General features: G+C 56.5%; 22 protein-coding genes. 16 read left to right on the plus strand and 6 right to left on the minus strand.

Translation table 11 applies throughout. From position 1 onward, the window contains the following. The first annotated feature begins 17 nt into the window (after positions 1-17). Positions 18-602: a D-sedoheptulose 7-phosphate isomerase gene (locus ACXAIA_RS00820; protein WP_475347671.1), complete on the plus strand. Its 585-nt coding sequence runs from the start codon at positions 18-20 to the stop codon at positions 600-602. 54 nt (positions 603-656) lie between these two features. Continuing rightward, positions 657-2,129: a D-glycero-beta-D-manno-heptose-7-phosphate kinase gene (rfaE1, locus tag ACXAIA_RS00825; protein WP_475347672.1), complete on the plus strand. Its 1,473-nt coding sequence runs from the start codon at positions 657-659 to the stop codon at positions 2,127-2,129. On the opposite strand, the gene ACXAIA_RS00830 is transcribed toward rfaE1, so the two are convergent. Then, entirely contained in the window at positions 2,126-2,761 is a 636-nt protein-coding gene (locus ACXAIA_RS00830) for a nucleotidyltransferase family protein (RefSeq protein ID WP_475347673.1), read from the minus strand. The two genes, rfaE1 and ACXAIA_RS00830, sit on opposite strands and share 4 nt — an antisense overlap. Then, positions 2,758-3,801 carry an adenosylcobinamide-phosphate synthase CbiB gene (cbiB, locus tag ACXAIA_RS00835; protein WP_475347674.1) on the minus strand — a complete coding sequence of 348 codons (1,044 nt, stop codon included), beginning with the start codon at positions 3,799-3,801 and terminating at the stop codon, positions 2,758-2,760. The genes ACXAIA_RS00830 and cbiB overlap by 4 nt, the downstream gene beginning before the upstream one ends. Before the next feature lie 429 nt (positions 3,802-4,230). Here cbiB and ACXAIA_RS00840 point away from each other — a divergent pair, with 429 nt between their 5' ends. From ACXAIA_RS00840 to ACXAIA_RS00885, 10 genes are all read left to right on the plus strand, one after another. Next, a complete protein-coding gene (locus ACXAIA_RS00840) occupies positions 4,231-5,253 on the plus strand; it encodes a sirohydrochlorin chelatase (protein WP_475347675.1) in 1,023 nt (340 codons plus the stop codon). A gap of 33 nt (positions 5,254-5,286) precedes the next feature. Further along, the gene (locus ACXAIA_RS00845) at positions 5,287-5,970 is read left to right on the plus strand and encodes a precorrin-8X methylmutase (RefSeq protein WP_475347676.1); all 684 of its coding nucleotides are present in this window, start codon (positions 5,287-5,289) and stop codon (positions 5,968-5,970) included. Continuing rightward, on the plus strand, positions 5,967-7,220 hold the full coding sequence (gene cbiE / locus ACXAIA_RS00850; RefSeq protein WP_475347677.1) for a precorrin-6y C5,15-methyltransferase (decarboxylating) subunit CbiE: 1,254 nt from the start codon (positions 5,967-5,969) through the stop codon (positions 7,218-7,220). The genes ACXAIA_RS00845 and cbiE overlap by 4 nt, the downstream gene beginning before the upstream one ends. After that, a complete protein-coding gene (gene cobI / locus ACXAIA_RS00855) occupies positions 7,217-7,954 on the plus strand; it encodes a precorrin-2 C(20)-methyltransferase (RefSeq protein ID WP_475343300.1) in 738 nt (245 codons plus the stop codon). Before cbiE ends, cobI begins: the two co-directional genes overlap by 4 nt. Further along, the gene (gene cobJ / locus ACXAIA_RS00860) at positions 7,951-9,900 is read left to right on the plus strand and encodes a precorrin-3B C(17)-methyltransferase (protein ID WP_475347678.1); all 1,950 of its coding nucleotides are present in this window, start codon (positions 7,951-7,953) and stop codon (positions 9,898-9,900) included. The genes cobI and cobJ overlap by 4 nt, the downstream gene beginning before the upstream one ends. Continuing rightward, complete coding sequence (cobM, locus tag ACXAIA_RS00865; protein WP_475347679.1) at positions 9,900-10,661, plus strand: precorrin-4 C(11)-methyltransferase; 762 nt, start codon at positions 9,900-9,902, stop codon at positions 10,659-10,661. Before cobJ ends, cobM begins: the two co-directional genes overlap by 1 nt. A 173-nt stretch (positions 10,662-10,834) precedes the next feature. Next, on the plus strand, positions 10,835-12,238 hold the full coding sequence (locus ACXAIA_RS00870; RefSeq protein WP_475347680.1) for a circularly permuted type 2 ATP-grasp protein: 1,404 nt from the start codon (positions 10,835-10,837) through the stop codon (positions 12,236-12,238). Between the two features lie 17 nt (positions 12,239-12,255). After that, positions 12,256-13,203 (plus strand): alpha-E domain-containing protein, encoded by a 948-nt coding sequence (locus ACXAIA_RS00875; RefSeq protein WP_475347681.1) that lies wholly within the window; start codon positions 12,256-12,258, stop codon positions 13,201-13,203. 1 nt (position 13,204) lies between these two features. Continuing rightward, positions 13,205-14,023 (plus strand): transglutaminase family protein, encoded by an 819-nt coding sequence (locus ACXAIA_RS00880; RefSeq protein WP_475347682.1) that lies wholly within the window; start codon positions 13,205-13,207, stop codon positions 14,021-14,023. Positions 14,024-14,038: 15 nt separating this feature from the next. After that, the gene (locus ACXAIA_RS00885) at positions 14,039-14,788 is read left to right on the plus strand and encodes a proteasome-type protease (RefSeq protein WP_475347683.1); all 750 of its coding nucleotides are present in this window, start codon (positions 14,039-14,041) and stop codon (positions 14,786-14,788) included. A 70-nt stretch (positions 14,789-14,858) separates the two neighbouring features. On the opposite strand, the gene ACXAIA_RS00890 is transcribed toward ACXAIA_RS00885, so the two are convergent. Further along, a complete protein-coding gene (locus tag ACXAIA_RS00890) occupies positions 14,859-17,345 on the minus strand; it encodes a plasma-membrane proton-efflux P-type ATPase (protein WP_475347684.1) in 2,487 nt (828 codons plus the stop codon). Positions 17,346-17,473: 128 nt separating this feature from the next. Here ACXAIA_RS00890 and ACXAIA_RS00895 point away from each other — a divergent pair, with 128 nt between their 5' ends. After that, complete coding sequence (locus ACXAIA_RS00895) at positions 17,474-18,127, plus strand: GntR family transcriptional regulator (protein WP_475347685.1); 654 nt, start codon at positions 17,474-17,476, stop codon at positions 18,125-18,127. A gap of 535 nt (positions 18,128-18,662) precedes the next feature. Here the strand turns inward: ACXAIA_RS00895 and ACXAIA_RS00900 are convergent. Together ACXAIA_RS00900 and ACXAIA_RS00905 are read right to left on the minus strand one after the other, a co-directional pair. Beyond that, positions 18,663-19,232 carry a CHAP domain-containing protein gene (locus ACXAIA_RS00900; RefSeq protein WP_475347686.1) on the minus strand — a complete coding sequence of 190 codons (570 nt, stop codon included), beginning with the start codon at positions 19,230-19,232 and terminating at the stop codon, positions 18,663-18,665. A gap of 59 nt (positions 19,233-19,291) precedes the next feature. After that, on the minus strand, positions 19,292-20,506 hold the full coding sequence (locus ACXAIA_RS00905; RefSeq protein WP_475348229.1) for an MFS transporter: 1,215 nt from the start codon (positions 20,504-20,506) through the stop codon (positions 19,292-19,294). A gap of 401 nt (positions 20,507-20,907) precedes the next feature. Here ACXAIA_RS00905 and ACXAIA_RS00910 point away from each other — a divergent pair, with 401 nt between their 5' ends. From ACXAIA_RS00910 to ACXAIA_RS00920, 3 genes are all read left to right on the plus strand, one after another. Beyond that, entirely contained in the window at positions 20,908-23,268 is a 2,361-nt protein-coding gene (locus ACXAIA_RS00910; RefSeq protein ID WP_475347687.1) for an alpha/beta fold hydrolase, read from the plus strand. A 143-nt stretch (positions 23,269-23,411) separates the two neighbouring features. Beyond that, a complete protein-coding gene (locus ACXAIA_RS00915; protein WP_475347688.1) occupies positions 23,412-24,026 on the plus strand; it encodes a GntR family transcriptional regulator in 615 nt (204 codons plus the stop codon). Between the two features lie 9 nt (positions 24,027-24,035). After that, positions 24,036-24,494 (plus strand): OsmC family protein, encoded by a 459-nt coding sequence (locus tag ACXAIA_RS00920; protein ID WP_475347689.1) that lies wholly within the window; start codon positions 24,036-24,038, stop codon positions 24,492-24,494. 3 nt (positions 24,495-24,497) lie between these two features. Here ACXAIA_RS00920 and ACXAIA_RS00925 read toward each other — a convergent pair whose 3' ends face one another. Continuing rightward, complete coding sequence (locus tag ACXAIA_RS00925) at positions 24,498-25,292, minus strand: class I SAM-dependent methyltransferase (protein ID WP_475347690.1); 795 nt, start codon at positions 25,290-25,292, stop codon at positions 24,498-24,500. Positions 25,293-25,448 lie beyond the last annotated feature (156 nt).

Here is a 25,448-nt window from a genome sequence, read left to right on the forward strand (position 1 = left end):
CAGGACCTGAATTACCCATGGATATCAAAGCCTTTTTCGAAGCCGAGTTTGACGAGCATCTTGATCTGGTCAACAAGACCCGCGAAGCCACGCGCGATGCCTTTATCGAACTGGTCGAGATTTGCACCGATGCGCTCAATGACGGCAACAAGCTGTTGTTTTTCGGCAATGGCGGCTCTGCTGCGGACGCTCAGCATATCGCAACTGAATTTACGGTTCGCTACATCAATGATCGGCGTGCACTTCCGGCAATTGCACTGACCACCGATAGCTCCGCCCTGACCGCGATCGGCAATGATTTCGGGTTTGATCATCTGTTTTCGCGCCAGATCGAAGCGCTTGGCAATCCAGACGATGTCGCAATTGGGATTTCGACATCAGGCAACAGCAAGAACGTCAACCTTGGTCTCGCCAAAGCCAAGGAAATGGGTCTGATTGCGACCGGCTGGACCGGCAAGACCGGTGGCGACATGGTGGGTCTGTGTGATCCGCTGATGATCGTGCCGAGCAACACCACTGCACGCATTCAGGAAATGCACATTCAGATTGGCCAGATGCTGGTCGGTGCACTTGAACACACGCTTGGCCTGACCAAAAACTAGCCTGCAAGCAACCAAAACCACCTGAATACTCCGACAGAACAAAGAATTGCGACCATGACCGATCTTAGCCATCTGGCCCGCCAGGTTGAACAACTGACCGATGCCAAAGTACTTTGCATTGGCGATGTCATGCTTGACCGGTTTGTCTATGGATCGGTCAACCGCATCTCTCCCGAGGCCCCCATTCCGGTTATCCGGGTCGAGCGCGAAAGTGCGATGCTGGGCGGGGCGGGCAACGTCACGCGCAATGCCACCGCCCTTGGCGCGTCAGTGCAGTTCCTGTCGCTGGTCGGGGATGACTTGCCCGGCCGCGAAGTCATGGAATATGTCGCAAATGACACGGGTGTTGAGCCCTATATCCAGACGGAGCGCAACCGTCCGACCACGATCAAAACCCGCTATATTGCGGGCGGACAGCAATTGTTGCGATCTGACAACGAAACCACAAGCGACATTACACCTGCCACCATCAGCAACATCTCGACCCTAGCCGGTCAGTTGGCCCCGGATGTTGCGGCAATTGTTCTTTCAGATTATGGCAAGGGCGTTTTGCATGCCGATGTCGTTGCCGCAGCGATTGAGGCGGCACGCGCCGCCGGAAAGCCGGTTATTGTTGACCCAAAGGGTCATGATTACAGCATCTATCGGGGGGCGACTGTCGTCACCCCCAACCGCGCAGAAGCCGAAGCAGCAACCGGTATTGCGGTTAACAGCGACAAAGATGCGGTTGCGGCTGCGACCAAAATCATTACCGAATGTGGCATCGAAAATGTCCTGCTTACCCGCAGTCAGGATGGCATGACACTTGTTACCAAGGACGGCGAGGCGCTTCATCTGCCGACAGAAGCCCGCGAAGTTTTTGATGTTTCAGGTGCTGGTGACACGGTCGTGGCCTGCCTTGCATCGGCCGTTGCGGCCGGGTCAAGCCTTGCTGATGCCGCCCGCATCGCCAATGTTGCCGCCGGGATCGTGGTCGGCAAGATCGGCACCGCAGTTGTCTATCCGGACGAGCTGATTTCGACCCTGCATCATCATGATCTGATGATTGGCGAAGCCAAGCTGATGCCGCTTGACCGCATGGTGGATCGCGCAGAGCGCTGGCGGCGCAAGGGATACACCGTCGGGTTTACCAATGGCTGCTTTGATCTGCTGCATCCAGGGCATCTCAGCCTGCTGAAACAGACGCGGGCAAATTGTGATCGCCTGATTGTCGGGCTCAATTCCGATGCATCGGTCAAACGTCTTAAGGGCGAAGCCCGCCCCGTTCAATCCGAGGCCGCACGTGCCGCCGTTCTGGGGTCGCTTGAAACCGTCAGTGGGGTGGTGATCTTTGACGAGGACACGCCGATTGAACTGATCTCGACGATCAAGCCTGACATTCTGGTCAAGGGTGCGGATTACACCATCGACAAGGTTGTCGGCGCCGAAATCGTTCAGGCCTATGGTGGCAAAGTGGTTCTGGCCAATCTTGAAGATGGCTTTTCGACCACATCGACCATCGCCCGGATGAACAAGGGCAAGGATTAAGCGTCCGTTCCCAAGTCATCCTCTTCCGGCCAAGGTAAGATGATCAGATCAGGCCAGGTTTTCTGCCACCGGGCCACCTTGGCTTCATAAACCGTTTTGGTCGGCGAAACCGTGTTTGGGATAACCCGGCCTTCCATCACGGCCGAAAGGCCGAACGGTGCATAGATGCGATAGGCATCGATCCCGTCCTTGTCCGCATCCTTGCGAACGCCAATCGCACTGGTCTGATAGGCAAAGCGATCTATGCCGTCGCTGGCAGCATACACGGCACCATAGGGCACACCAAACTTTTCCGGATACCAGATCGGGACGCGTGCCTGATTGCGGATCTCGACCGATACCGCGAGCTCGGCAAATATCTCAGCACCTTGGGCGATCACGCGATCTTCGGCCTGCCACAACGTATCGGGATCGAAATAAAAGAGATCATAGTCGGCAATATCAGATTCCGGGACGCGGTTTGCATTGATGTTCCAGATGCTCTGGGCAAGACATCCTGCGGTCAGCCACCAGTCTGCGATCCCGAATTTTGCAAACCGGTCAAGGATCATACGATTGATCGGATTTTGCAGGATGCCTTCGAGAAATTCGGCTCCCAGCGGAATGTTACTGGCGCGTTGCCTACTACTCATAGCGCGACCCAAATCACTTTAAGAACAATCGGCCAAGCCCCATTGATCAAACAGGACGTGGTGAAAAGCCGCAATGCGCGGTCGATATCAAGGGCTGTCAGATCGCGGCGCCCATTGCCAATATAAGGATCATCCACGACTTCGGTGCCATATTGGCGGGGTCCGGCAAGGGCGATTTCAAGCGCCCCGGCAAAGGCCGCTTCCTGCCAACCGGCATTGGGGGATTTGTGTTTTTTGGCATCGCGCAACATGGTCTGCCAAGCAGATTTGCCACTGGTTTTCCTGCCAATCCACGCGGCAAGGCAAATCACACCCCCGGCAATCCGGGCGGGGATGAAGTTCACCGCATCATCAAGGCGCGCGGCAAAACGTCCAAAATAAAGATAGCGGTCGTTGCGATGGCCAATCATCGAATCAAGCGTATTGATCGCCTTATAGACGCAAATTCCAATCGGCCCACCCACCACATACCAGAACAGTGGTGCGACCACCCCGTCCGAGAAGTTTTCCGCACAGCTTTCAATCGCCGCCCTGCTAACCCCGGCCTCGTCCAGCGTATCGGGATTGCGCCCGACAATCATCGCGACCGCCTTGCGCCCACCCGCAATGCCATCCTTCTTGAGCGCGACCGAGACGGCTTTGACATGCTGATAAAGCCCTTTTTGCGCGATCAGAACCGCGACCAGAAGAACTTCGGGCGCCCGGAAAACATCACCCATTGAGGACACGAACTGCACCAGACCACCCGCTGCCGCTGCGACCGCGATGACGGCGATACTTGTCATCGTGCCGCGCAGCAGCCGGTCAGCATTGCTGCGATCTGTGCGGTTCAGGCGTTTTTCAAACCACGCAATCAGGTTGCCAACCCAGACCACCGGATGCCCGATGCGTGAAAACAGCCACGGGAAATCACCAAACACCGCATCCAACACCAGTGCCAGCACCAGCATTGTAAAAAGCGGCCCGAAAAATGCGGGTTCCGGGATGAGAAAATCGGTGAAGTTCGGTTCCATGGCGGCAATGTGCGCGGTGATCGCCAAAGCGTCAATCACAATGACGGGGAATACAGGTAAGTGCCCGTCTGATCACGAAATTTGCCATCGGGTTTTGGCTTTGCTAGAAATAAATTCATACGAATTTTTATTTTATCATAATTTCTTCTTGCAAATCTGCCTGCCAAGAACTGCGTATGCAGAACATCATCAATCGGTCCCCACCAGTCCGGCCGCACAAACCACCTCAACAACCAAAGGTCTGAACACCACCCCACAATATCTTCGATATCGGGCCAATAGCGACCCACAATAAGTAGTATTTTCGTCGCCCATGCCCCTTGCACATCATCTTGGCGTAGCTGCCGCTTGCATTCCGCAGGCCAATCGGTGAAAACGGGGGTGGCATCGGGTACCGCATGGCAAAAAATGTCGTGCGTGGAACACCATCAGAGAGAGACAAAGGAGCAGCCTTTTATGTCCCCCAAAGGCGCAGTACTGATTTGCGGTCACGGTTCGCGCGACGAACGCGCGGTTTCACAGTTCAACGCCATGGTTGAAGCGATGAAACAAACCCACCTGGCTGAATACGATGTCGAAAGCGGCTTTCTCGAATTTGCCCACCCGATCCTGCGTGACGGCTTTGAAAAGCTTAAAGCCATGGGCCACAAAAAGATTTATGCCCTGCCTGGCATGCTGTTTGCCGCCGGTCACGTCAAAAACGACCTGCCGAGCGAAGTAAACAATTTCGCCCACGAAAACCCGGATATCGAAGTCCTGTTTGGCCGTGATCTTGCCATTGATCCCAAGCTTTTGATGGCAGCAAAAGAGCGTATCGAAGAAGCACTGGTCGACGCTGATGACAGTGTTGCGCGTGAAGACACCCTGTTAATGGTGGTCGGGCGCGGCACCAACGATCCGGACGCCAATTCCAATGTCTACAAGGTCGCGCGCATGCTTCAGGAAGGCATGGGCTTTGGCCGGACCGAAATCAGTTATTCTGGTGTTGCCCATCCGCGCGTCAATGCCGGCCTGCGCGAAGCGATGAAGCTTGGCTACAAGCGCGTTGTCGTTTTCCCCTATTTCCTGTTTGCCGGCATTCTGATTGACCGCATCTACACACATACTGACGAGGTCGCCGCAGAATTTGCTGATGTCGAATTCATCAAGGCGGGTTACCTCAAGGACCATCCGATGGTGCTTGAAAGCTTTGCCGAGCGCCTGGCCGAGATTGATACCGGCGACAACAACATGAACTGCCAGCTGTGCAAATATCGCGAGCAGATCATTGGCTATGAAGGCGATGTCGGCACCCCGCAGGTCGGCCATCACCATCATGTGATGGGCATCGGCACGGATGGACACAGCCACGATCATGGTCACCACCATCATCATGGACACGGACATCATCATCACGGTCATAGCCATGCCCACAGCCATGATCACGGGCACAGCCATAGCCATGATCATGACGATGCCAAAAAGCCGACCGGTTCCTGACCGGTCGATCCTTGTCCCCTGAAAGGCGCGGTAATGTTTGACTATCTGCGTGACCCGCAGGAAATCTACGCCAAAAGCTTTGCCACCATCGAGGCCGAGGCAAAGCTTGCGCGCTTTTCAGAGGATGAACGCCCGATCGCCATTCGCATCATCCATGCCTGTGGCATGGTCGAGATGGCCGATCAGATTGCCTTTGGCCGCGATGTCGCCGCTGCGGCAACCGCATCACTCCAGGCCGGAAAACCCATCCTGTGTGATGCGGAAATGGTCCGCCACGGCATCATCACCCGGCTTCTGCCCGCCGAAAACCAGGTGCTTTGTACCTTGAATGACGGCGACACACATGGTCTGGCAGCGGAGTTGGCAACCACACGATCCGCCGCGGCTGTCGAAAGGTGGAAAGATCATATCGAAGGCGCAATAGTTGCCATTGGCAATGCCCCAACCGCGCTTTTCCATCTGCTTGAAGCCATCCATGATGGCCGTATGGCCAAGCCAGCTGTCATCATCGGCATGCCGGTCGGGTTTGTCGGTGCGGCAGAAAGCAAGGAAGCCCTGATTACCGACGCCAACGGCATTCCGTTTGTCACGCTGCGGGGTCGCTTTGGCGGCAGTGCCGTAACTGCGGCCACGGTCAATGCACTGGCCCGCATGGCGCGCGACGATAACACCACCCCGGACGGCACGCTTGATCGCAAGAAAGGTGGGGTGTCATGAACGAACAATCCCCGATCAAGGGCCGCATCACAGTGATTGGCATCGGCGAGGATGGCTATGACGGACTTTCGCCGATTGCCCGCCAAATCCTGGAGAAAGCCAGCATCATCTTTGGCGGAAAGCGCCATATTGCCATGCTGCCCGGCACCAACACCGCCACCCAGAATAAATGGATCACACCGTTTGAAGCCAACCTGCCCCTGATCGAGGATTGCCTTGATCAAAACCCGGTGGTGCTGGCCAGTGGCGATCCGATGTATTTCGGGGTTGGCAATACGCTGATTAAATATTTCGGACCCGAACCGGTTTATGCCATCCCGGCACCTTCCAGTATTTCACTGGCGGCGTCGCGCCTTGGCTGGCCGCTTTCCGATTGTGATGTCATTACCCTGCATGGCCGTGATCCCGAAAGCCTGCGTAGCCATCTGCGCCCGCATGGCAAGCTGATCGCGCTCAGCGCTGATGGATCGACCCCGGCCCTGGTGGCCGTGATGCTGTGTGAGGCTGGGTTTGATCAAAGCCGCATGTCGGTGTGCGAACGCCTTGGTGGGGCTGAAGAACGCATTACCACCCAGACCGCACAAACCTGGCAGTCACGGGCAACATCCATGCCCGATATCAAACCGATTGATCCGCTCAACCTGATCATGATTGATCTCGAAGCTGGCCCCAACGCCAAGCCACTGCCCAAGGGCCCCGGTCTTCCTGATGATGCCTTTATCCATGATGGCATGATCACGAAATCCGAAATTCGTGCGCAAACACTATCCTCGCTTGCCCCGTTTGCCGGGGGCGTGCTTTGGGATCTTGGCGCTGGATGTGGCTCCATCTCGGTTGAATGGAAACGTATGGGCGGTCTGGCGGTTGCGATTGAGCGCGATGCCGAACGCTGCGACCTGATCCGCAAGAACGCCATTCGTCTTGGCGTGCCGACCCTGGCGGTCGAGCAGAAATCAATCGAAGAGGCCCTTTCCTTTGCCGATCGTCTGCCAAAACCCGATGCGATTTTCATCGGTGGCGGGATTACGATTGATGGCCTGCTTGATACCTGTTGGGATCTATTACCACGGCATGGTCGACTGGTCGCCAATACGGTCACGCTTGAGGGCGAAGAAAAATTATTACGGTTTTACAATAAAAACGGTGGCAGCCTGACGCGCCTGTCGGTTTCCCGACTGGTGCCGCGCGGCGGTTTCAAGGGGTGGAGCAATCTGGCCCCGGTCACCCATTACCTCGGAGTAAAAGCATGAGCAGTGCGGAAAGTCCAGCAACGGCCCTTCCGGTGGCTGGCACGGCCTATGGGCTTGGTATCGGGCCGGGCGAACCGGATCTGATCACGCTCAAGGCCTACAACGTTCTGCAAAAGGCCGATGTTATTGCCTATCCCGCCCTTGAAGATGGTGTCAGCCTAGCCCGCCAGATCGTTGACCCGCACATCCCAAACGGCCGGATTGAAATCGCCATTCGCATTGAAATGGGCAAGCCCGCCGATCCGGTCTATGACGCAGCAGCGATGGAAATCGGCAAGCATCTGGCAGATGGCAAAACCGTCGCTGTGCTCTGCGAAGGCGACCCGTTCTTTTATGGCAGCTTCATGTATCTGTTTGGCCGGCTGGCCGAGGCCGGATATCCGGTCAAGACCGTGCCAGGGGTCAGTTCCATGATGGCTTGCGCCGCCCAGCTTGGCGCACCACTGGCCGCCAAGAACGACGTCTTGCAAGTCATCCCCGGCCCGCTGGATGCCGATCGGCTGCGCGAACAGCTGGCTAAGACCGATGCGGCCGCCATCATCAAACTAGGCCGCCATTTTGCCAAAGTGCGTGCTGTGATCAATGAACTGGGCCTGACAGACCGGGCGCGCTATATCGAACGCGCGACGCTTGAAACCCAGAAGATGGTCCCGCTTGGCGAATTGCCAGAGGATGCCAAGGCACCATACTTTTCCATGATCCTGATCCACCGTCGCGGAGACGCATGGCGATGACCGCCCAAAACAACAATAATAATCCGATACTGCCGACCGATCCGATTGCCCCGATTGCGGTGATCTGTCTCACCCAGCGCGCCCTTCCGACCGCGCGCAAGATTGCATCCAGCCTGCAAGGGGCGACTGTGCATGGCCTGCGCACGCGTGTTTCGACCGGTGATGTCGATTTCGCCTTTGATGATACCATTGCACATCTGCAACAAACCTTTTCAACCGGGCATGTCATTATCGGTGTCTGTGCATCGGGCATCCTGATCCGCGCCTTGGCACCGCTTCTAAGTGGCAAGTGGCAGGATGCGGCTGTGATCGCTGTTGATGAAGCGGGTGATACCTTTATCCCGCTCCTGGGTGGGCATCACGGGGGCAACCGGCTGGCGCGCGATCTGGCCGACCGGCTGGGGGGCTTTGCCGCGATCACCACACCGGGTGATGCGATGCTGGGTCTTGCCCTTGACGAGCCGCCGGCAGGCTGGAAACTCGGAACTCCTGAAACTGTCAAACCGGCGACCGCCGCCCTGCTGGCAGGGGCATCTGCCCGGTTTGAGATTGAGGCGGGATCAGCCGCATGGTTGACCAACAGTGCGATTGCCCAATCTGATGACGGCAGTGTCGTAATCACGGCGACTGCTCGCGCCACCGACCAAACCGACTCTGATGACTCCGGACCGGAAACCGCCATCACCTATAACCCGCCGGTTCTGGCATTGGGTGTCGGTTGTGAACGCGGCTGCCCGGTCGATGATCTTTATGATCTTGTGATGGAAACACTGGCCGGACAATGTCTGAGCCCCAAGGCAATTGCCTGTGTCGCCTCGATCGATCTCAAGGCCGATGAAGCGGCCGTGCATGAACTGGCAAACCGTCTTGGTGTGCCGGCACGGTTCTTTGATGCCAAAACCCTTGAGGCCGAGGCAGATCGCCTTGTCACCCCGTCTGACGTCGTCTTCGCCGAGACCGGCTGCCACGGCGTTGCCGAAGGTGCGGCACTGGCCACGGTGGGTGCCAAGGGCAAACTGATCGTCCCCAAACACAAGACCAAGAAATCCACCTGTGCCGTTGCCCTGTCTCAGGATGACATCATCCCGGAGAATACCGGAACCGCACAGGGCAGGCTTTCGATTGTCGGCATCGGCCCCGGTCAGATCGGCTGGCGCAGCCCCGAGGCCACCGCGTTGATCGGCCGCGCCACCGATATTGTCGGTTATCAGATGTATCTGGATCTACTGGGGCCGCTGATTGATGGCAAGAATTGCCACCATTCCGATCTGGGTGCCGAAGAAGCCCGTGCACGTCATGCACTGGAACTGGCTGCGACCGGCAAGGACGTTGCCCTGATCGGGTCGGGCGATGCCGGGATTTATGCGCTTGCGACCCTGGTGTTCGAACTGCTTGATCGCGAAGATCGCACGGATTGGAACCGGGTTGCGGTGCAGGTGTCACCCGGCATTTCCGCCCTGCAGGCCGCTGCATCGCGGATCGGGGCGCCGCTGGGTCATGATTTCTGCGCGATCTCACTTTCGGACCTTTTGACCCCGCGCGAAGATATCCTGCGCCGGCTCAAAGCCGCAGCCGAAGGCGATTTCGTGATTGCCTTTTATAACCCGGTATCGAAACGCCGCCGCGATCTGCTGACCAAAGCACGCGACATCCTGCTTGAACATCGCCAGGATGACACACCGGTGGTTCTTGGCCGTCAGCTTGGCCGCCCGGATGAGGAAATCACAGTCGTTCCGCTTTCGAAACTAGAAGTCGACATGGTCGACATGCTGACCACCGTGCTGGTCGGATCCAGCAACAGCCGCCACATCACACGCGGTGAAAACGAATGGGTTTACACCCCGCGCGGCTATGCCAAAAAGGGCCCGGATGCGGCAAAGGCCCCGGTACTTAGCACATCTGCGCATAGCACCTCTGACACCTCAAAAAACGACAAGGCAGACTAATGACTGTTCATTTTATCGGCGCCGGTCCCGGCGCCCCGGACCTGATCACCGTGCGCGGCTTGCGCCTGATCGAAAAATGCCCGGTCTGTCTGTATGCCGGATCACTGGTGCCCGAGGAAATCGTCACAGCGGCCCCCGATGGCGCGCATGTGATTGATACCGCGCCGATGAACCTTGATGAAATCATGGCCGAGATCGAGGCCGCCCATGCCAAGGGGCAGGATGTTGCGCGCGTCCATTCCGGTGATCCGTCAATTTATGGCGCAATTGCCGAACAGATCCGCCGTCTTGATGATCTTGGGATTGCCTATGACATTACGCCGGGTGTTTCGGCCTATGCCGCAACAGCAGCGGAAATCGGGGCGGAGCTGACCCTGCCTGATATTTCCCAAACCGTGATCCTGACCAGAACCGCCATGCGGTCGTCCAGCATGCCTGATGGTGAAAGCCTTAAGGAACTTGGCAAATCGCGTGCGACACTGGCCGTGCATCTGTCGATCAACAATCTTGTCAACGTGGTGCGTGATCTGACTCCGCATTACGGTCAAGACTGCCCGGTTGTAATTGCCTATCGCGCCACCTGGCCTGATCAGCAATATATTTTCGGCACCCTTGGGGATATCCGGGCCAAGGTCAAAGGCAGCGGCATCACGCGCACCGCGCTGATCATGGTTGGCGAAGTTTTCGGTCGCAAGGATTTCACCGACTCTAGGCTTTATGCCGCCGATCACACCCATGTTCTGCGCCCGGCAAAAGCATGATTGGGGCGGGCGGATGGGAAGTCCGCCCGTTTTTTGTACAAACCCTTTAATCACCAAGTTTATTTTTTCATCAGATCAGTAGTTTGCTGAAAAATATGTCATTTCAACTTTGAACATCCTTGACCGTCCCCACCCCGCACCCTTTAATCAAAGGGTAATAAAGGGGAGTATGCATGTTCAATGAGATGAGTGTAGACGACCAAATTCGCGAGCCCTATCGCGCTTTGGTTGACTGGATGGAAGCAAGCGGCCCCGAGGTTCTCGAACAAAAGCGCCTTGAAGCCGAAACCCTTTTCCGCAAGATCGGCATCACTTTTGCCGTCTATGGCGAGGGTGGCGATCCTGAACGGCTTATTCCCTTTGACCTAATTCCACGCATCTTCACATCCCAGGAATGGCGCAAGCTTGATCGCGGCGTCAAACAGCGTGCCCGGGCACTGAATGCGTTTCTGTACGACGTCTACCACAATGCTGAAATCATCAAGGCCGGCATTGTCCCGGCGGATCTGGTGTTTCGCAACGAGGCGTTTGAGCCGGCCGTGATCGGCATTGATCCACCGCGCAATGTCTATAGCCACATTGTCGGCGTCGATATCGTCCGTACCGGCCCCGAAGATTTTTATGTTCTCGAAGATAACTGCCGCACGCCATCGGGCGTGTCCTATATGCTTGAGAACCGCGAAATCATGATGCGCATGTTCCCCGATCTGTTCAAAAGCCTGCGGATCGAGCCGGTTGAAAGCTATCCGGACATGCTGCTTAAGACCCTTAAAAGCATCGCGCCGCGCAAATGTGACCGCGACCCCAACATTGTCGTTCTGACCCCGGGTGCGATGAACAGCGCCTATTATGAGCATTCCTTCCTGGCCGATCAGATGGGGGTTGAGCTTGTCGAAGGTCAGGACCTGTTTGTTCATGAAGATCGGGTCTATATGCGTACCACACGCGGCCCGGCCCGGGTTGATGTGATTTATCGTCGTATTGATGATGCCTATATCGATCCGCTGTGCTTCCGGTCTGACTCGGTTCTGGGCATCCCCGGCCTGATGAATGTCTATCGGTCCGGCGGGGTGGCGATCTGTTCGGCACCGGGGGCCGGTGTTGCCGATGACAAAGCGGTTTATACCTTTGTGCCTGATATGATCCGCTTTTATCTCGGCCAGGAACCGATCCTTAATAACGTCCCGACCTGGAAATGCGGCAAGCCAGATGACCTGAAATACGTTCTTGAGCATCTTGGCGAACTGGTGGTCAAGGAAGTCCACGGGTCGGGGGGCTATGGCATGCTGGTCGGACCGGCATCGACCAAGGAAGAACAGGCGGCCTACGCCAAACGGATCGAAGCTGATCCCGGCGATTTCATCGCCCAACCGACTTTGTCACTTTCGGCCTGCCCGACATTCGTTGAAAGCGGTATTGCCCCCAGACATGTCGATTTCCGGCCATTTTGCCTTGTGGGTGATGATGTCCGCCTGACACCGGGCGGGTTGACCCGTGTTGCCATGCGCGAAGGGTCGCTTGTCGTGAACTCGTCGCAGGGCGGCGGAGTCAAAGACACCTGGATCATGAGCGATTAAAAGGAAAGGGTTGAGAGATGCTTAGTCGTACCGCAGACAACCTTTTCTGGCTGTCGAGATATGTTGAACGGGCCGAAAATATGGCCCGCCTGATGGAAATGGGCTATCGCATGGCCCTTATGCCCGCAGCGGCAAGCGGCAACCGGTCGGAATGGGAATCTGTCCTGTCAGCATCGGGTTGCGCGGCGGGGTATGATCCCGATGCGCCGCTGCGTCAGGAAGAGGTCGCCAATTTCCTGATCTTTAACCGTGACAACCATTCATCGATCATCAATTGCTTTGAATATGCGCGGGCCAATGCGCGCGCCATGCGCACCGCCATTACCGCAGAAATGTGGGAAGCATTGAACAATGCGATCATGGAGCTAAGGCGCCCGTCGATGCACAATCTGGCCAAGAATGAGCTGCCGGAATTCATCGACTGGGTCAAAAAGCAGGGCGCGCTGTTCCGTGGGGCCACAGATTCCACCATTCTGCGCAATGACGGGTATGACTTCATCCGTCTGGGCACCTATATCGAGCGGGCCGATAACACCGCCCGGCTTCTTGACGTCAAATATTACGTCCTGCTGCCGGAAACCAGCATGGTTGGCGATGGTGTCGATAACTATCAATGGACGACGGTCTTGCGTGCGGCGTCATCACTGCGCGCCTTCCACTGGGTTTATCGCGATGATTATTCGCCGCACCGGATTGCGCATTTCCTGATCCTTAATCCGTTCAGCCCACGGTCGCTGGCCCATTGTGCCGAACAGATTACCCAGCATCTTGAACGGCTTGCCCGCCATTATGGCCAACGCCATAGCGTGCATCGTCAGGCGGTCGAGATGTATTCCCTGCTGACGCAAAGTGACATGGACGAGATCTTCTCGACCGGACTGCATGAATTCCTGAACGATTTCCAGGGCCGCAACCGCATCCTGTCGCTGGCGATTGCTGATGCCTATCATTTCGGGGGGCAGTAAGATGCGCTTGAACGTCGAACACAGAACCCATTACCGCTATGAAAGCCCGGCCTATCATGCGGTGCAAAGCCTGAAGCTGACCCCGGCTGAATTCGAAGGCCAAAAAATCATCAACTGGTCGATCACGGCTGAGGGATGCGCCATCGGATCGGAATTCACCGATGGCAATGGCGATGTCATCAGCACGCTGACCTCAAACGGCCCGGTCGAGGCGATTGAAATCGTTGTGAAGGGTGAAGTGGAAACAACCGACACCGCTGGCGTTTTGCGCGGTCACAAGGAACGTGCCTTTCCGGCCGTGTTCCTGCGCACCACCCCAATGACCAAATCAAGTGCCGCCATCCGCAAACTTGCCGACAAGGTCGCCAAAAAGTCCAAGGATGGCTCGATGCTTGATCTGGCACACGGTCTTGCCGGTGCCGTGGCAGAGGCCATTGAATATGCCCCGGGCACAACCCACGTCCATACTACGGCGGCCGATGCGCTTGCCGATGGTAAGGGGGTTTGTCAGGATCATGCCCATGTTCTGATCTCTGCGGCCCGCCATCTTGGCATTCCGGCGCGCTATGTATCGGGATATCTGTTTGCCGATCACGAAGGCAAACCGCATGAAGCATCCCATGCATGGGCGGAGCTGCATCTACCGGAATTTGGTTGGGTGGGGTTTGATCCGGCCAACAAGTGCTGCCCGACCGATTATTACATCCGGCTCGGAGCGGGACTTGATGGACAGGTCGCAACACCCGTGCGTGGTGTACATACTGGTGGCGCGAATGAGAATTTGGATGTAACAGTCGTCATTTCGCAGTCACAACAATAATCGGACTACAAAAAGATGACCTACTGTGTCGGGTTGATGCTGAACGAAGGGTTGGTTTTCCTTTCGGACACGCGGACCAATGCGGGCCTTGATAACATTTCGCGTTATCGCAAGATGTTCACTTGGGAAGTCCCCGGTGAACGCGCGATTGTCGCGCTTTCGGCTGGCAATCTTGCCATCACTCAGGCGGTAATGAGCACCCTGCACGAGGCCATCGACGATCCCGACACCGAACCGGGCAACTGCATCCTGAGCGCGCCCAGCATGTTCCGCGTCGCCGAACTGGTCGGCGAAGCCATGCGCAAGGTTCAGCTGAAATACCATGACACGCTTGAACAGCATCATGAAAGCAGTGCGGCCTCGATCATGATTGGCGGGCAGCGCAAGGGCGGGGACCAACGCCTGTTTCTGGTTTATGCCGCGGGCAACTTCATCGAAGCGACATCCGACACGCCGTATCTTCAGATCGGCGAGCATAAATACGGCAAACCGATCCTTGATCGCGTAATCACACCCGACACACCGATACAGGACGGGGTCAAGGCGGTGTTGCTATCGATGGATTCAACGCTGCGCTCCAACCTGTCGGTCGGCATGCCGCTTGATCTGGCGGTACTGCCTGATGACATCTGCCAGTTTTCCGAAATCCGCCGCATTGAGGCCGATGACCGGGGTTTCCGTGCGCTGTCGGAAGCCTGGTCAAATGCACTGCGCGATGCCTTTGCCGATATGCCTGATGAGCATTGCGACATCGCCGCCGAATAAGCGAAATCACGATCACCCTTCAAAGCCGGACCGACATGGGTCCGGCTTTTTGTTTATGGGCATGCCAATATCATCTGCCGCGATGCAGGAACCCTTCAACCCGGGCCAGATGGCTGTGATGGCTTTGATGCCGGTGGGTCAGAAGACGATAGACCCAGACCTTGATGATGCCTGCAACCACAAACCAGCACAGCGCATAACCCCAGACGACCAGCGCGTGATACCAGCCAATCGGCGGCACGAACCAGCCATAAACTGCAGCCAGCGTGCCAATAACCTGGGTTATCTCGGTTGCCAGAAACAGTTTCATGCTTGGATAGGGCTTCTGCCAGAAGAACCCCTTGTGCCGGGTGAGATAGATTGTCAGATGCCCTGCCACCAGAAGCTTGAGGAACACCAACGTCTGGACCTCTTCCGGGGGCAGGTGCAGCCAGATTTCCGAAACCCATAGCAAGGTGAAGGACGAAACCACCCCGATGGCCCCCAGAAGCGATGCCATGGTCAGCGTATTGCCCATATTCCATCGCACGGGATGCTCGGCAACATCGGCATTGTCATAGGCGATCATCATGATCGGAAAATCATTGAGCAGTGCCAGCAACACGATCATCACCGCTGTCACCGGATAGAAATCGAACACCAGGATCGAAATTGTCATGAACAGCAAAACGCGGATCGTTTCGGAAATACGGAAGGTCGCGTAACTGCCCATGCGTTCGAAAATACGCCGCGATTCTTCAATCGCACTGGTAATCACCGAAATCCCCGGCGCGGTCAGAACAAGATCGGCCGCCGCACGCGCCGCATCGGTGGCATTGGACACGGCAATACCGATATCGGCCTGTTTGAGCGCGGGGGCATCATTCACCCCGTCGCCGGTCATGCCGACAATGTGTTCGCGGTCCTGAAACTGACGGACAATCGCGTATTTATGTTCGGGAAAGACACGGGCAAAGCCATCCGCGTGCTCGATCATAACCGGATCGCGAGCCTGATTGTTGCGGTCAAACACCGCATCCGCCGGCAAGATATTCTGCCCCAAGCCCAATTCGCCAGCAACTTCACGACCAATCGCCTCGTGGTCGCCGGTAATCATGCGGATATCAACACCCTTGCTGCGCAGCTCGGCAATCGTCGATGCCGCATCTTCGCGCGGCGGATCAAATAGCGGCAACAATCCCAGAAAGCGCCAACTGCCGTCTTCATCCGTGCTGGCCACACCAAGGGCACGGTATCCGTGATCTGCCATGGTTTTGATTGCATCCATCACCGGACGATAGGCCGCGACACTTTCAATATCGGATGGCTCATCCCCACACAGAAGGGCAAGGACCGCCTGTGGAGCGCCCTTGGCCACCAGAATGGCCTTTCCGTCCCGGGTGACTTCGGCCTCGGCCCGTTTGCGAACCGGATCAAACTGGCGGAAGGTGGTGACGTCATAACCATCAAGCTTTGCCGTATCGCCAAGGGTGGCAAAGACCGCGCTATCAATCGGGTCGTGACTGTCAGCCTCTGACGCCAGGGCAGCCGCACGTATGAGCGCATCTTCATCTTCGGCATCAATCAGAACCGGCGTTCCAACCGTCAGATGGTTTTGCGTCAAGGTGCCAGTCTTGTCCGAATACAGGATATCCATACCTGCCAGTTCTTCGATCGAGACCAGCCGTGAAACAATGGCCTTCATCCGGGCCAGTTTTTCCGCCCCGACCGCCAGTGTCACCGACAGAACCGCTGGCAAGGCAACCGGAATGGCCGCCACAGCCAGGATCAGGGCAAACAGCAGCGTTTCCATCAATGGGTCGCCGCGATGCAGGGCGACGGTCATGATCAGCGCAATCAGGCCCAGCGTGATCAGGATCAGGAAGTTACCAATGCGCAAAACTGCGCGCTGAAAATGTGATTGCTTGCCCGCCCCTTTGACCAGGCTTGCCGTTCGACCAAGATAGGTCGCCATGCCGGTCGCTGTCACCATGGCGGTCATTTGGCCCTGACGCGCCACCGCGCCGGAATAGACCTCATCGCCGACCTTCATATCAATCGCCAGCGACTCACCGGTCAGAGCCGACTGATCAACCCGCAAATAATCGCCCGCCAGAAGTTTGGCGTCGGCGGGGATGATATCACCAAGCTTGGTGCGGATAATATCGCCCGGCACCAGTTCCCGTGCCGGAAGATCCGACCATGCGCCATCACGTAACACACGCGCATCAGGGGCAAGGCGCTGCTTAAGCGCCGCGATGGCGTTATCGGCCTTGAATTCCTGCCAGAAGCCAACCCCGGCATTGAGCACCAACATCACCATAATGATTGTAAAGTCCGACCAGTGCTGCACCACCGCTGACAGAATGGCGGCCCCTTCGATCATCCACGGGATCGGCCCCCAGAAGAATGACAGAAGTTTCTTGAGCGCGCTGGTCTGATCATCCTTCAGCCGGTTTTCGCCGAACTGCTCGGTCCGGCGTTTTACGTCCTCTGCGCCAAGACCCGTTTTCGGGTCTGTTTGCAGCAGGGATGGATCAATTTCGGGAAAATCACGTTTGGTCGTCTGTTCCATCATGATGGTGCCCTCTGAGGCCCGGTTGACGATATCGGGAACGCCAATAGTTCTAGATTATATTGCACCGCACAACATTGTTGCACATCAATCTGGTCGACAAATCAATTGTCACAAATTATCTATAAAACATGACAAAACGCAGCACAGACACCACGGTCGCAGGCCGCATTACCCGCGCCCTGGCCGAGCGGATTATTTCCGGTGAGTTTGAACCGGGAATGAAACTGCGTCAGGACCATTTCGCCGAGGAATTCGGCGCCAGTCACGTTCCCGTCCGTGAGGCTTTTCGCAGGCTCGAAGCCCAAGGTCTTGCTGTCAGTGAACCGCGCCGTGGCGTTCGGGTTGCCAGCTTTGACATTGCCGAAGTGCGTGAAGTTGCTGAAATGCGGGCATCCCTTGAAGTGCTGGCTCTTCGCCATGCGGCCCCCAATCTGACACCCGAAATTCTCGATCAGGCGGAATCCCATAACCGGGACGGCGAAAACGCCGCCGACGTTCAGGCGTGGGAACAGGCCAACAAGGCATTTCACCGGGTGATTCTGGAACCGTGTGGCATGCCGCGCCTGCTGGCATCAATTGATGATCTGCATGCCGCCAGCGCGCGGTTTCTGTTTTCAGGCTTTCGCATGGAATGGGAAGCCCCAACCGATCAGGACCACCGTGCGATCCTCGCCGCACTGCGCAGCAATCAGATCGACGTCGCCGCTGCCACCCTTGCCCGTCACGTCAAATGGATCGGCAACAAACCTGGCAAGGTCGGGCGCCCCATGGCGCCAAACTAAGACCGACCGTTCCCCGTTATCTGACCCCCAAAACCGGCAAATGTACGTGTAATGCCACCCGATTCAGAACGAACGGGCGCCTTTACGCACGACCAAGCTGTCACAGTGGCCAAATTACGATATTTTATAGATAATTTTTATATATAAAAATCAAGTATCTAGATTGAATCATCTAGAAATATGCCTCTAACTGCTTCTAAAAGATAATTTTGACGTTGATTTCAACGCGGGATCGCGGCGTAATTAACGCAGAAAACGTCATTTTATAGATAGTATTGAATTCAAGCTGCGTCGAACCGGATCGGAATGGCATTTGCGTAGCGGTCACCGCACAGAAATGCGCTGTAATCATCGCACTGCGCAATGATGCCCGCCGGGCCACAACGGCCCTCCGAACAGCTTGTCGGGTTCAACCCCCGAACCCGTGCCGCCCGCACGGGTTTAATTGGCGAAGCTCTCTATCCGTGGGGGCTTCGCCACTTTTCTTTGTAATGCGGGGAGTATGTGGTGCTCGCTGAACACCGGGACCGAAGGCCTAGTTTGCCTCGGCGGTTTCGCGCGGCTGATAGATAAAGCCGTGGGCCGGATAAACACTGCCGAATGACCCAAGCGTGTTCATCATCCGGACCTCCGACCAGTCATTATTGGGTGACACATCCACCACCGGCTGACGGTAATGCACCTTGCCACGCGTACGCGAATCGCTGCCCCAGTTGGCGTGATTCACAAGGATCTTGCGATCATCAAGGATGGCGGAGACCACCGCCACATGACCGAGCTTGAGACGCGATGTCTTGCGTAGCGCAAGAACGGCACCGACTTGCGGACGATTGCCGCGTTGGAAGTTTTTCTGGCCCGCCTGGCCCCACCAGGTCCAGGCATCGCCATAAATCTGAATGCCGGAAACTTCGCGCGCATAGGGCACGCATTGCAGGAACTTGTTGGTCGGGGCGAAGTTGTTCAGCGGTGAGGACGGGATGGTGACGCTGGCAACCGATTGCACCGTATCACTTGGCATCGGGCCCGTCGGACGACTTGCGGTATTGCCCGTACTAAAACAGGCCGAAAGCAACAAACACAGTCCGACAACACCAACCAAACGCATCTGGAAATCCCCATCTTCTCGCGATGGATCACCATAGGATGGCAGGCCTTAAGAATCCTTTACCGCAACACACCGGCACGCGGCAGCGCACCGATGCGATAAAGTCGCCAAAACCCGACGCAGGCCGCGCACAGGATCAGGACACCGGAGCCGCGCGCGGTATATTGAATATGACCCGCTTCGGAAATCGCACCCAACAACGTCCCACCAAGCGCCATGCCGCCAAAGCTGGTCGCGCTCCAGAAACTCATCACCCGACCGCGCAGGCGATTGTCCACCGTAAGCTGCAAGGCGGTTTGCGACCCAACCCCGACCAGCGTCAAACCACCCCCGGTAAGCGCCACCAAAACCACCGCAAGCTCATACCTTGGCGCAAAGCCAAGTCCCGTCATACCGATTGCGGCGGCGAAGGCCCCGATAATGGTCACCCGTTGATAGGCGATGGCATCCGATGCAATCCGCGACAGGATAAAGGTCGATGTCACCGCCCCGATCCCAGCACTCGATGCCAGCATGCCAAGCCCGGTCACACCGCGATCATAGACCGCCTCGGCAAAGACCGGCATCAGTTCGACCATGCCAGTCCCGACCAGCGAAACGAAACAGGAAAGCGCCAGCACCGAGCGGATCATCGAATGGTTCAGCGCATAACGTGCCCCATCAACAAGCGACGTCCAGATACGTCGGCTTTTGGCATCCGGTGCACGTTCCATGTGAATGGTCACGACCGAGATGACAAACACCATCGGCAGATAGCTGATCGCATTGATCATAAACGCCGCCCCGGTGCCCCAGGTGGCAATAACAACACCACCCACCGCCGGCCCGACCAGCCGCGAAATATTGAAATTCATCGCCGCATAGGCCACCGCCCGGTTCATGAAGGCGCGCGGCACAATCACCGGCACGAGTGACAGGCGAATTGGGGTCATCGCACTGCCCAGAATCCCCATCGATCCGGCCAACACCACCATCCAGGGCAGGGTCATCATGTCGGCAAAGGACAACCCCATCAAAAGGAACGAAACACCCGCCTGACCAAGATTGATCAGCATGGCTGTGCGCCGCAAATCGACCCGGTCCGCCATCACCCCGAAAATAGGCCCCAGGAAAAAGGCCGGTGCGAAATTAAGCGCTGCAATCACCCCGGTCCAGAAGGCAGACCCGGTCAGCGACCATGCCAGCCACGACATGGCAATTTTCTGAATCCAGAGCCCCTGGGTCGTGATGCATTGCCCGACCAGAAACAAAAGGAAATTGCGATCAGAAAAAATCGATCCTTTCGCCGCGTCCGGCTTGGCAGCTTGGTTGGCTTGGTCGGGATCTGGGGCAGGGTCGGAGTCAGGAACGGGCACGAGGCCTCCTTGTCGGTGGGCGGGGTAAACCGGGTTTCTTGATCATCAATATGGTGCCAAGTTGGTGACGCGGCGATGATGACCGATCCGGTTTTGACAGGTGCAGGCGGGCAGGGTGCGGCCCGAAAGATCCGGGAACTATACGAAAGACAGATCGTTGTGGCACCAAATCTTCGCAAATCGAATACGGTACGCCTTCCAAAACCGCGACGTGCGACACATATCTATCTTAAGCACAAAGTCATGAATAACAGATAAAATCGTCCAAGAAACCAACGCCTTATATCAGGGTTTCCGCCCTGGCCGGGATATTGCCAAGCATGGTTCAGACATTCCGCGACATCGAACGTGAAAAGTTCGCCATCAGCCCGAAGACCTGCGAATGGACCATTCGCGCGATGACGGCATTGCGGGCCAATATTGACATCAATATCAAGATGCACGGCCCGCGCGATCATCTGTCGCAGGGCGACATTTTCATGTTCAACCATTTCGCCCGGTTTGAAACCTTTATCCCGCAATTCCTGATCGCGCTTGAAACCGGGGTCTATTGCCGCTCCATCGCATCGGGCGAGTTTTTTGCCCAGGACAACAGCTTTTCACGTTATCTGCGCGCGCTTGGCGGCGTGCCCAATGACTATGAACGCCTGTTGCCGTTTCTGGCCGAGGAAATCCTGCGCGGCGGCAAGGTCGTGGTCTTTCCCGAAGGTGGCATGGTCAAAGATCGCCGGGTTCTGACCGATACCCGGCCACACCCCAAACGCCCGGATTACAGCATCTATTCCAGATCGGCTGATACAAGACGCGCACATCACACCGGTGCCGCCCTGCTTGGGCTTTGTATTGATGGCTTCAAGATCGGGCTTTCCACCCTGATCAAGAAGGGCAAAACCGATGAACTCAAACGCTGGGCGGCCCTTCTGGAGCGCAGCGAAGATGATTTGCGCGCAACCCTAGCCAAGCCGACCCTGATGTTTCCGGCCAATATCACCTTCCATCCACTGCGTGTGGATCAGAACCTTTTGGCCCGCGCCGCCGACATGTTTACCGGCGGGCTCAGCCCCAAAATGGCCGAGGAAATGATCATCGAAGGCAATCTGATGTTCAAGAAGACCGATATGGACATCCGCCTTGGCAATCCGGTCGATCCACGCGATCAGTTCAACTGGCTTGATCGGCGGTTGCTGGCCAAGCGGGTGGAACAGGCCGCCTGCATGGATGATCTGTTCAAACCGGCCAAGACCCTTGAAAAGATCACCGAGCGCATCCCGCAATTTGCCATTACCCACAATATCAAGCCCCTGCGCGATCATTGCATGTCAGTGATGTATTCGAACCTCACGATCAATGTCAGCCATCTGGCGTCGCGCCTGATCATGATGTGGCTTGAGGATGGCGTGACCGAGATTGATATCAGCCATTTTGACCGCACACTTTATCTGGCCATCAAGAACATCCAGCAGGCTGAAAATGTCCATCTGCATCGCGGTATGCGCAATCCGGCCGATTATGCCGGCATTTTCGAGCTCAATTGCCCGCAAATCCGCTTCTTTATCGATAGTGCTGTTCAGCTTGGCCTGATAGAGCGCCGCGATCATGAATATTGCTTCCTGCCAAAATTGCAGACCGAAGCCAGCTTTGATCAGATCCGCATGGACAATCCGATCATGGTCTATGCCAACGAAATGGCACCGATCCATGCAGCCTGGCAGGCGCTCGAACGCGCGCGGATCGAGGTGGATCATCTACGCCCGACCGACATCGCCCGGCGTCGCTTTGATGATGAAATTCTCGCTTGGCAATGGAACCACAGCAAATTCCAGAAACCGAAATACGACGCAATCAACAGTCAGGAAACCGCGACCGCCGATAGCCGCCCCTATTTGCTGCTGCCCAACGGGCAGACGCGTTTTGCCTGTGGTGTGTTGCTGGTGCATGGCTTTCTGGCGTCACCGGCGGAACTCCGCGATCTGGGCGACAAGTTTGCGGCCATAGGTCATGCGCTGATGGGGGTTCGGCTTGCCGGGCACGGAACATCACCGCATGAGTTGCAAAAGCGCAAATGGACCGATTGGCTGGCATCGGTCCGGCGCGGCTATGAAATCCTCAGCCCGTTTTGCGAGCAGGTGATCATTATCGGTTTTTCGACTGGCGGCGCACTTTCTGCCATTCATGCCGCCGACAGGCCCGAAAAACTGCGCGCACTTGTTCTGGCGGGCACGCCGCTTAAATTCCGCAATCGTAATCTGATGTTTGTGCCGTTGCTTTATGGTGCGAACAAGCTGATGGGCTGGATGCCGTCCGCACAGGAATTGCTGAGTTTCCGACCCAACGAATCCGAACATCCCGACATCAATTACCGCAATATTCCGATTGGCGGGCTACACCAATTGCGCCAAACCGTGGCCGAGATGCAGCGACGCCTGCCCGATCTCGATTGCCCGACCCTGATCCTGCAGGGGGACGGGGACAAGGTCGTCGACCCCGCCAGCGCCAGCATGATCCGGCGCCTTGCCACCAGCAAAAACAAAACCGCCGAGATCGACGTCCAGATGCTGAAATCCGAGCGCCACGGCATCGTCAATGAGGATATCGACGGTGCCCATACCCGCATCATCACGTTTGTCCAAAATCACTGCGATACAGCGGATCGGGAAACGGAAGCCATTCCCGCCGAGTGATCGCGGATGGCATCCCCGTATTGGCACACCCCCCCTAACGACCGCACGACTCAACCCTTCGCCGCCCCATCACCTTCGGCCGGCACGCAGTTCTTCTTGACGCAAAACCCGCCCTGTCATAGTTTGGATCCATGGATCCAAATATGATCACACATGCACTGCGTGAAGAAATCGAAGCCGGGAGCTTGCCGCCCGGAACGGTGCTTAAGCAGGAGAGCCTCGCCGCGCGCTTTGGCGTCAGTCGCCAGCCGATCCGTCACGCCCTTGAACGGCTCCATGAATCCGGCCTGCTTGAAAAACGCCCGGACAGAAGCCTTGCTGTCACCGGCCTAAGGCGCGAGGACGTGCGCGAGCTTTGTCAGATTCGCATCTCGCTTGAGGTGACGGCCCTTGAGCTGTCCGCCCCCAATTTGAGCCCGTCGGCATTGCGCAAGGCCAAACGCCTGAACGCGGATCTGTTTGAAGAAGACGATCCCGACATGCTGGCGGAGCTCGATCAGGAATTTCACGCGACCCTCTATGGCGCTTGCGGCAATCAAAGGCTGCTTGCGATGATTGAGGGATTTCGCGGCGAGGCAAAGCGCGCCTATGCCCTGCAGCCCAAGGGATCGCGGCCGCGACGCGCGTTTTATGAAGAACATCAACAGATCCTTGCTGCCCTTGAGGCCGCCGATATCGCCACCGCGTGCAAGGTTTTGAGCACCCATATCGGCGTCACCGCCGGAACCCTGATCCCGATTGATCAATCCAGACCTTAGGAGCCCCACATGAGCAGTTTTGGCGCAGAAGTCATCTGGCAGCGCAAGGACAGCGAAATTTTCACCGACCGGCGTTATTCACGCGGTCATGTCTGGCGCTTTGATGGCGGGGTCGAGGTCGCGGCATCTTCATCCCCGCATGTGGTGCCGCTGCCATATTCCCTGGAAGAAAATGTCGACCCGGAAGAAGCCTTTGTCGCCGCCCTTTCAAGCTGCCACATGCTGTTTTTCCTGCATTTCGCATCTGATGCCGGGCTTGTGGTCGATCATTATGCCGATGCGGCGATGGGCGAGATGAAAAACGTCGATGGCAAAACCATGATCACCAAGGTGACACTGCGCCCCGATATCCGCTATGGCGGCAGGGCACCCGACGCAGAACTTGTCGCCGACCTGCATCACCGCGCACATGAGGCCTGCTTCCTTGCCAATTCGGTCAAAACTGAAGTCGTCGTCGAAACAGCTTGAAAGTCAGTTTGAAACTGGCTTTTGCGCGCAGATGGCATAGCGGTGCTGGGCACCACGCTCCAGCCCCTTGGCAAAGCTGATGTGCTTTTTCTGGGCGCTGTGAATCTGTTTCAGATCGAAATCCACGGTAATCGGGTCAAACCCGGTCTGACCCAGCATAGCTTTGACGTCATCGGCCCGTGCCCCGTTTGAAAAATGCACGCGGGCGAGAATGTCATGATGGGTCTGCATGTGTGCGACCGGCTCAACCGGTTCGCGCAGGCCCAGGTTTTCAAGGAAACCTGCCATTGCCTTGTTGAATTTCGTCGCCCAGGTCGGGGAGACGAAATCACCATCGACCACCAGAAGCGTGCCACCGGGTTTAAGCACCCGGAACCATTCGGCAAAGGCCGCCGCCGGATCAACCAGCGTCCAGACCAGATGACGGGTGACGATCACATCATAGCTGTCGTCATCTTCAAGGGTACTTTCGGCATCGCCCAGCAGGAAGCGGATATTCGATCCGCGCTGCTTTGATTTTGCGCGTGCCTTTTCAAGCATGGTTTCCGACCAGTCCATGCCGGTCACATCAAAACCAAGATCATGCATCAGATGGCTGATCACGCCAGTACCGCTGGCCAGATCAAGCGCCTTGCGCCCGTCACCCTTGCCAAAATGGCGTTCAAACAGGGCATGCCATGCACTGCGCTCGGACTCTGAAAAGATTTCGTGTCCGGGCTGCTGATCAAAGGTTTCTGCGCGCATCGACCAGTATTCCTTGATCTCTTCGCGCAGATCGTAGTTGCGAGCCTGATTCATGTTTTGCTCTGCTCTCGGCGAAACTATGGTTTTTTTACTATCACAAAGAAAACTGCGCATCCCAACGAACAAATGATTTGCATTTTCATTGCGAAAAATATTGATTTTCATTCTCAATAACTGGTAAATCCCTCCGCAGGCAATCCTAATCTGAGG

It is taken from the genome of Thalassospira sp. ABL2_045, assembly GCF_056161285.1.

Excerpts from the sequence above, each read along its gene's own strand:
- ACXAIA_RS00920 (WP_475347689.1), top strand. The coding sequence starts at position 24,036 with ATGAGCAGTTTTGGCGCAGAAGTCATCTGGCAGCGCAAGGACAGCGAA.
- ACXAIA_RS00830 (WP_475347673.1), bottom strand. The coding sequence starts at position 2,761 with ATGAGTAGTAGGCAACGCGCCAGTAACATTCCGCTGGGAGCCGAATTT.
- cobI (WP_475343300.1), top strand. The coding sequence starts at position 7,217 with ATGAGCAGTGCGGAAAGTCCAGCAACGGCCCTTCCGGTGGCTGGCACG.
- ACXAIA_RS00900 (WP_475347686.1), bottom strand. The coding sequence starts at position 19,232 with ATGCGTTTGGTTGGTGTTGTCGGACTGTGTTTGTTGCTTTCGGCCTGT.
- ACXAIA_RS00880 (WP_475347682.1), top strand. The coding sequence starts at position 13,205 with ATGCGCTTGAACGTCGAACACAGAACCCATTACCGCTATGAAAGCCCG.
- ACXAIA_RS00870 (WP_475347680.1), top strand. The coding sequence starts at position 10,835 with ATGTTCAATGAGATGAGTGTAGACGACCAAATTCGCGAGCCCTATCGC.
- ACXAIA_RS00890 (WP_475347684.1), bottom strand. The coding sequence starts at position 17,345 with ATGATGGAACAGACGACCAAACGTGATTTTCCCGAAATTGATCCATCC.
- ACXAIA_RS00910 (WP_475347687.1), top strand. The coding sequence starts at position 20,908 with ATGGTTCAGACATTCCGCGACATCGAACGTGAAAAGTTCGCCATCAGC.
- ACXAIA_RS00885 (WP_475347683.1), top strand. The coding sequence starts at position 14,039 with ATGACCTACTGTGTCGGGTTGATGCTGAACGAAGGGTTGGTTTTCCTT.
- rfaE1 (WP_475347672.1), top strand. The coding sequence starts at position 657 with ATGACCGATCTTAGCCATCTGGCCCGCCAGGTTGAACAACTGACCGAT.
- ACXAIA_RS00820 (WP_475347671.1), top strand. The coding sequence starts at position 18 with ATGGATATCAAAGCCTTTTTCGAAGCCGAGTTTGACGAGCATCTTGAT.
- ACXAIA_RS00845 (WP_475347676.1), top strand. The coding sequence starts at position 5,287 with ATGTTTGACTATCTGCGTGACCCGCAGGAAATCTACGCCAAAAGCTTT.
- ACXAIA_RS00840 (WP_475347675.1), top strand. The coding sequence starts at position 4,231 with ATGTCCCCCAAAGGCGCAGTACTGATTTGCGGTCACGGTTCGCGCGAC.
- cbiE (WP_475347677.1), top strand. The coding sequence starts at position 5,967 with ATGAACGAACAATCCCCGATCAAGGGCCGCATCACAGTGATTGGCATC.
- ACXAIA_RS00875 (WP_475347681.1), top strand. The coding sequence starts at position 12,256 with ATGCTTAGTCGTACCGCAGACAACCTTTTCTGGCTGTCGAGATATGTT.
- ACXAIA_RS00915 (WP_475347688.1), top strand. The coding sequence starts at position 23,412 with ATGATCACACATGCACTGCGTGAAGAAATCGAAGCCGGGAGCTTGCCG.
- ACXAIA_RS00895 (WP_475347685.1), top strand. The coding sequence starts at position 17,474 with ATGACAAAACGCAGCACAGACACCACGGTCGCAGGCCGCATTACCCGC.
- cobM (WP_475347679.1), top strand. The coding sequence starts at position 9,900 with ATGACTGTTCATTTTATCGGCGCCGGTCCCGGCGCCCCGGACCTGATC.
- ACXAIA_RS00925 (WP_475347690.1), bottom strand. The coding sequence starts at position 25,292 with ATGAATCAGGCTCGCAACTACGATCTGCGCGAAGAGATCAAGGAATAC.
- cobJ (WP_475347678.1), top strand. The coding sequence starts at position 7,951 with ATGACCGCCCAAAACAACAATAATAATCCGATACTGCCGACCGATCCG.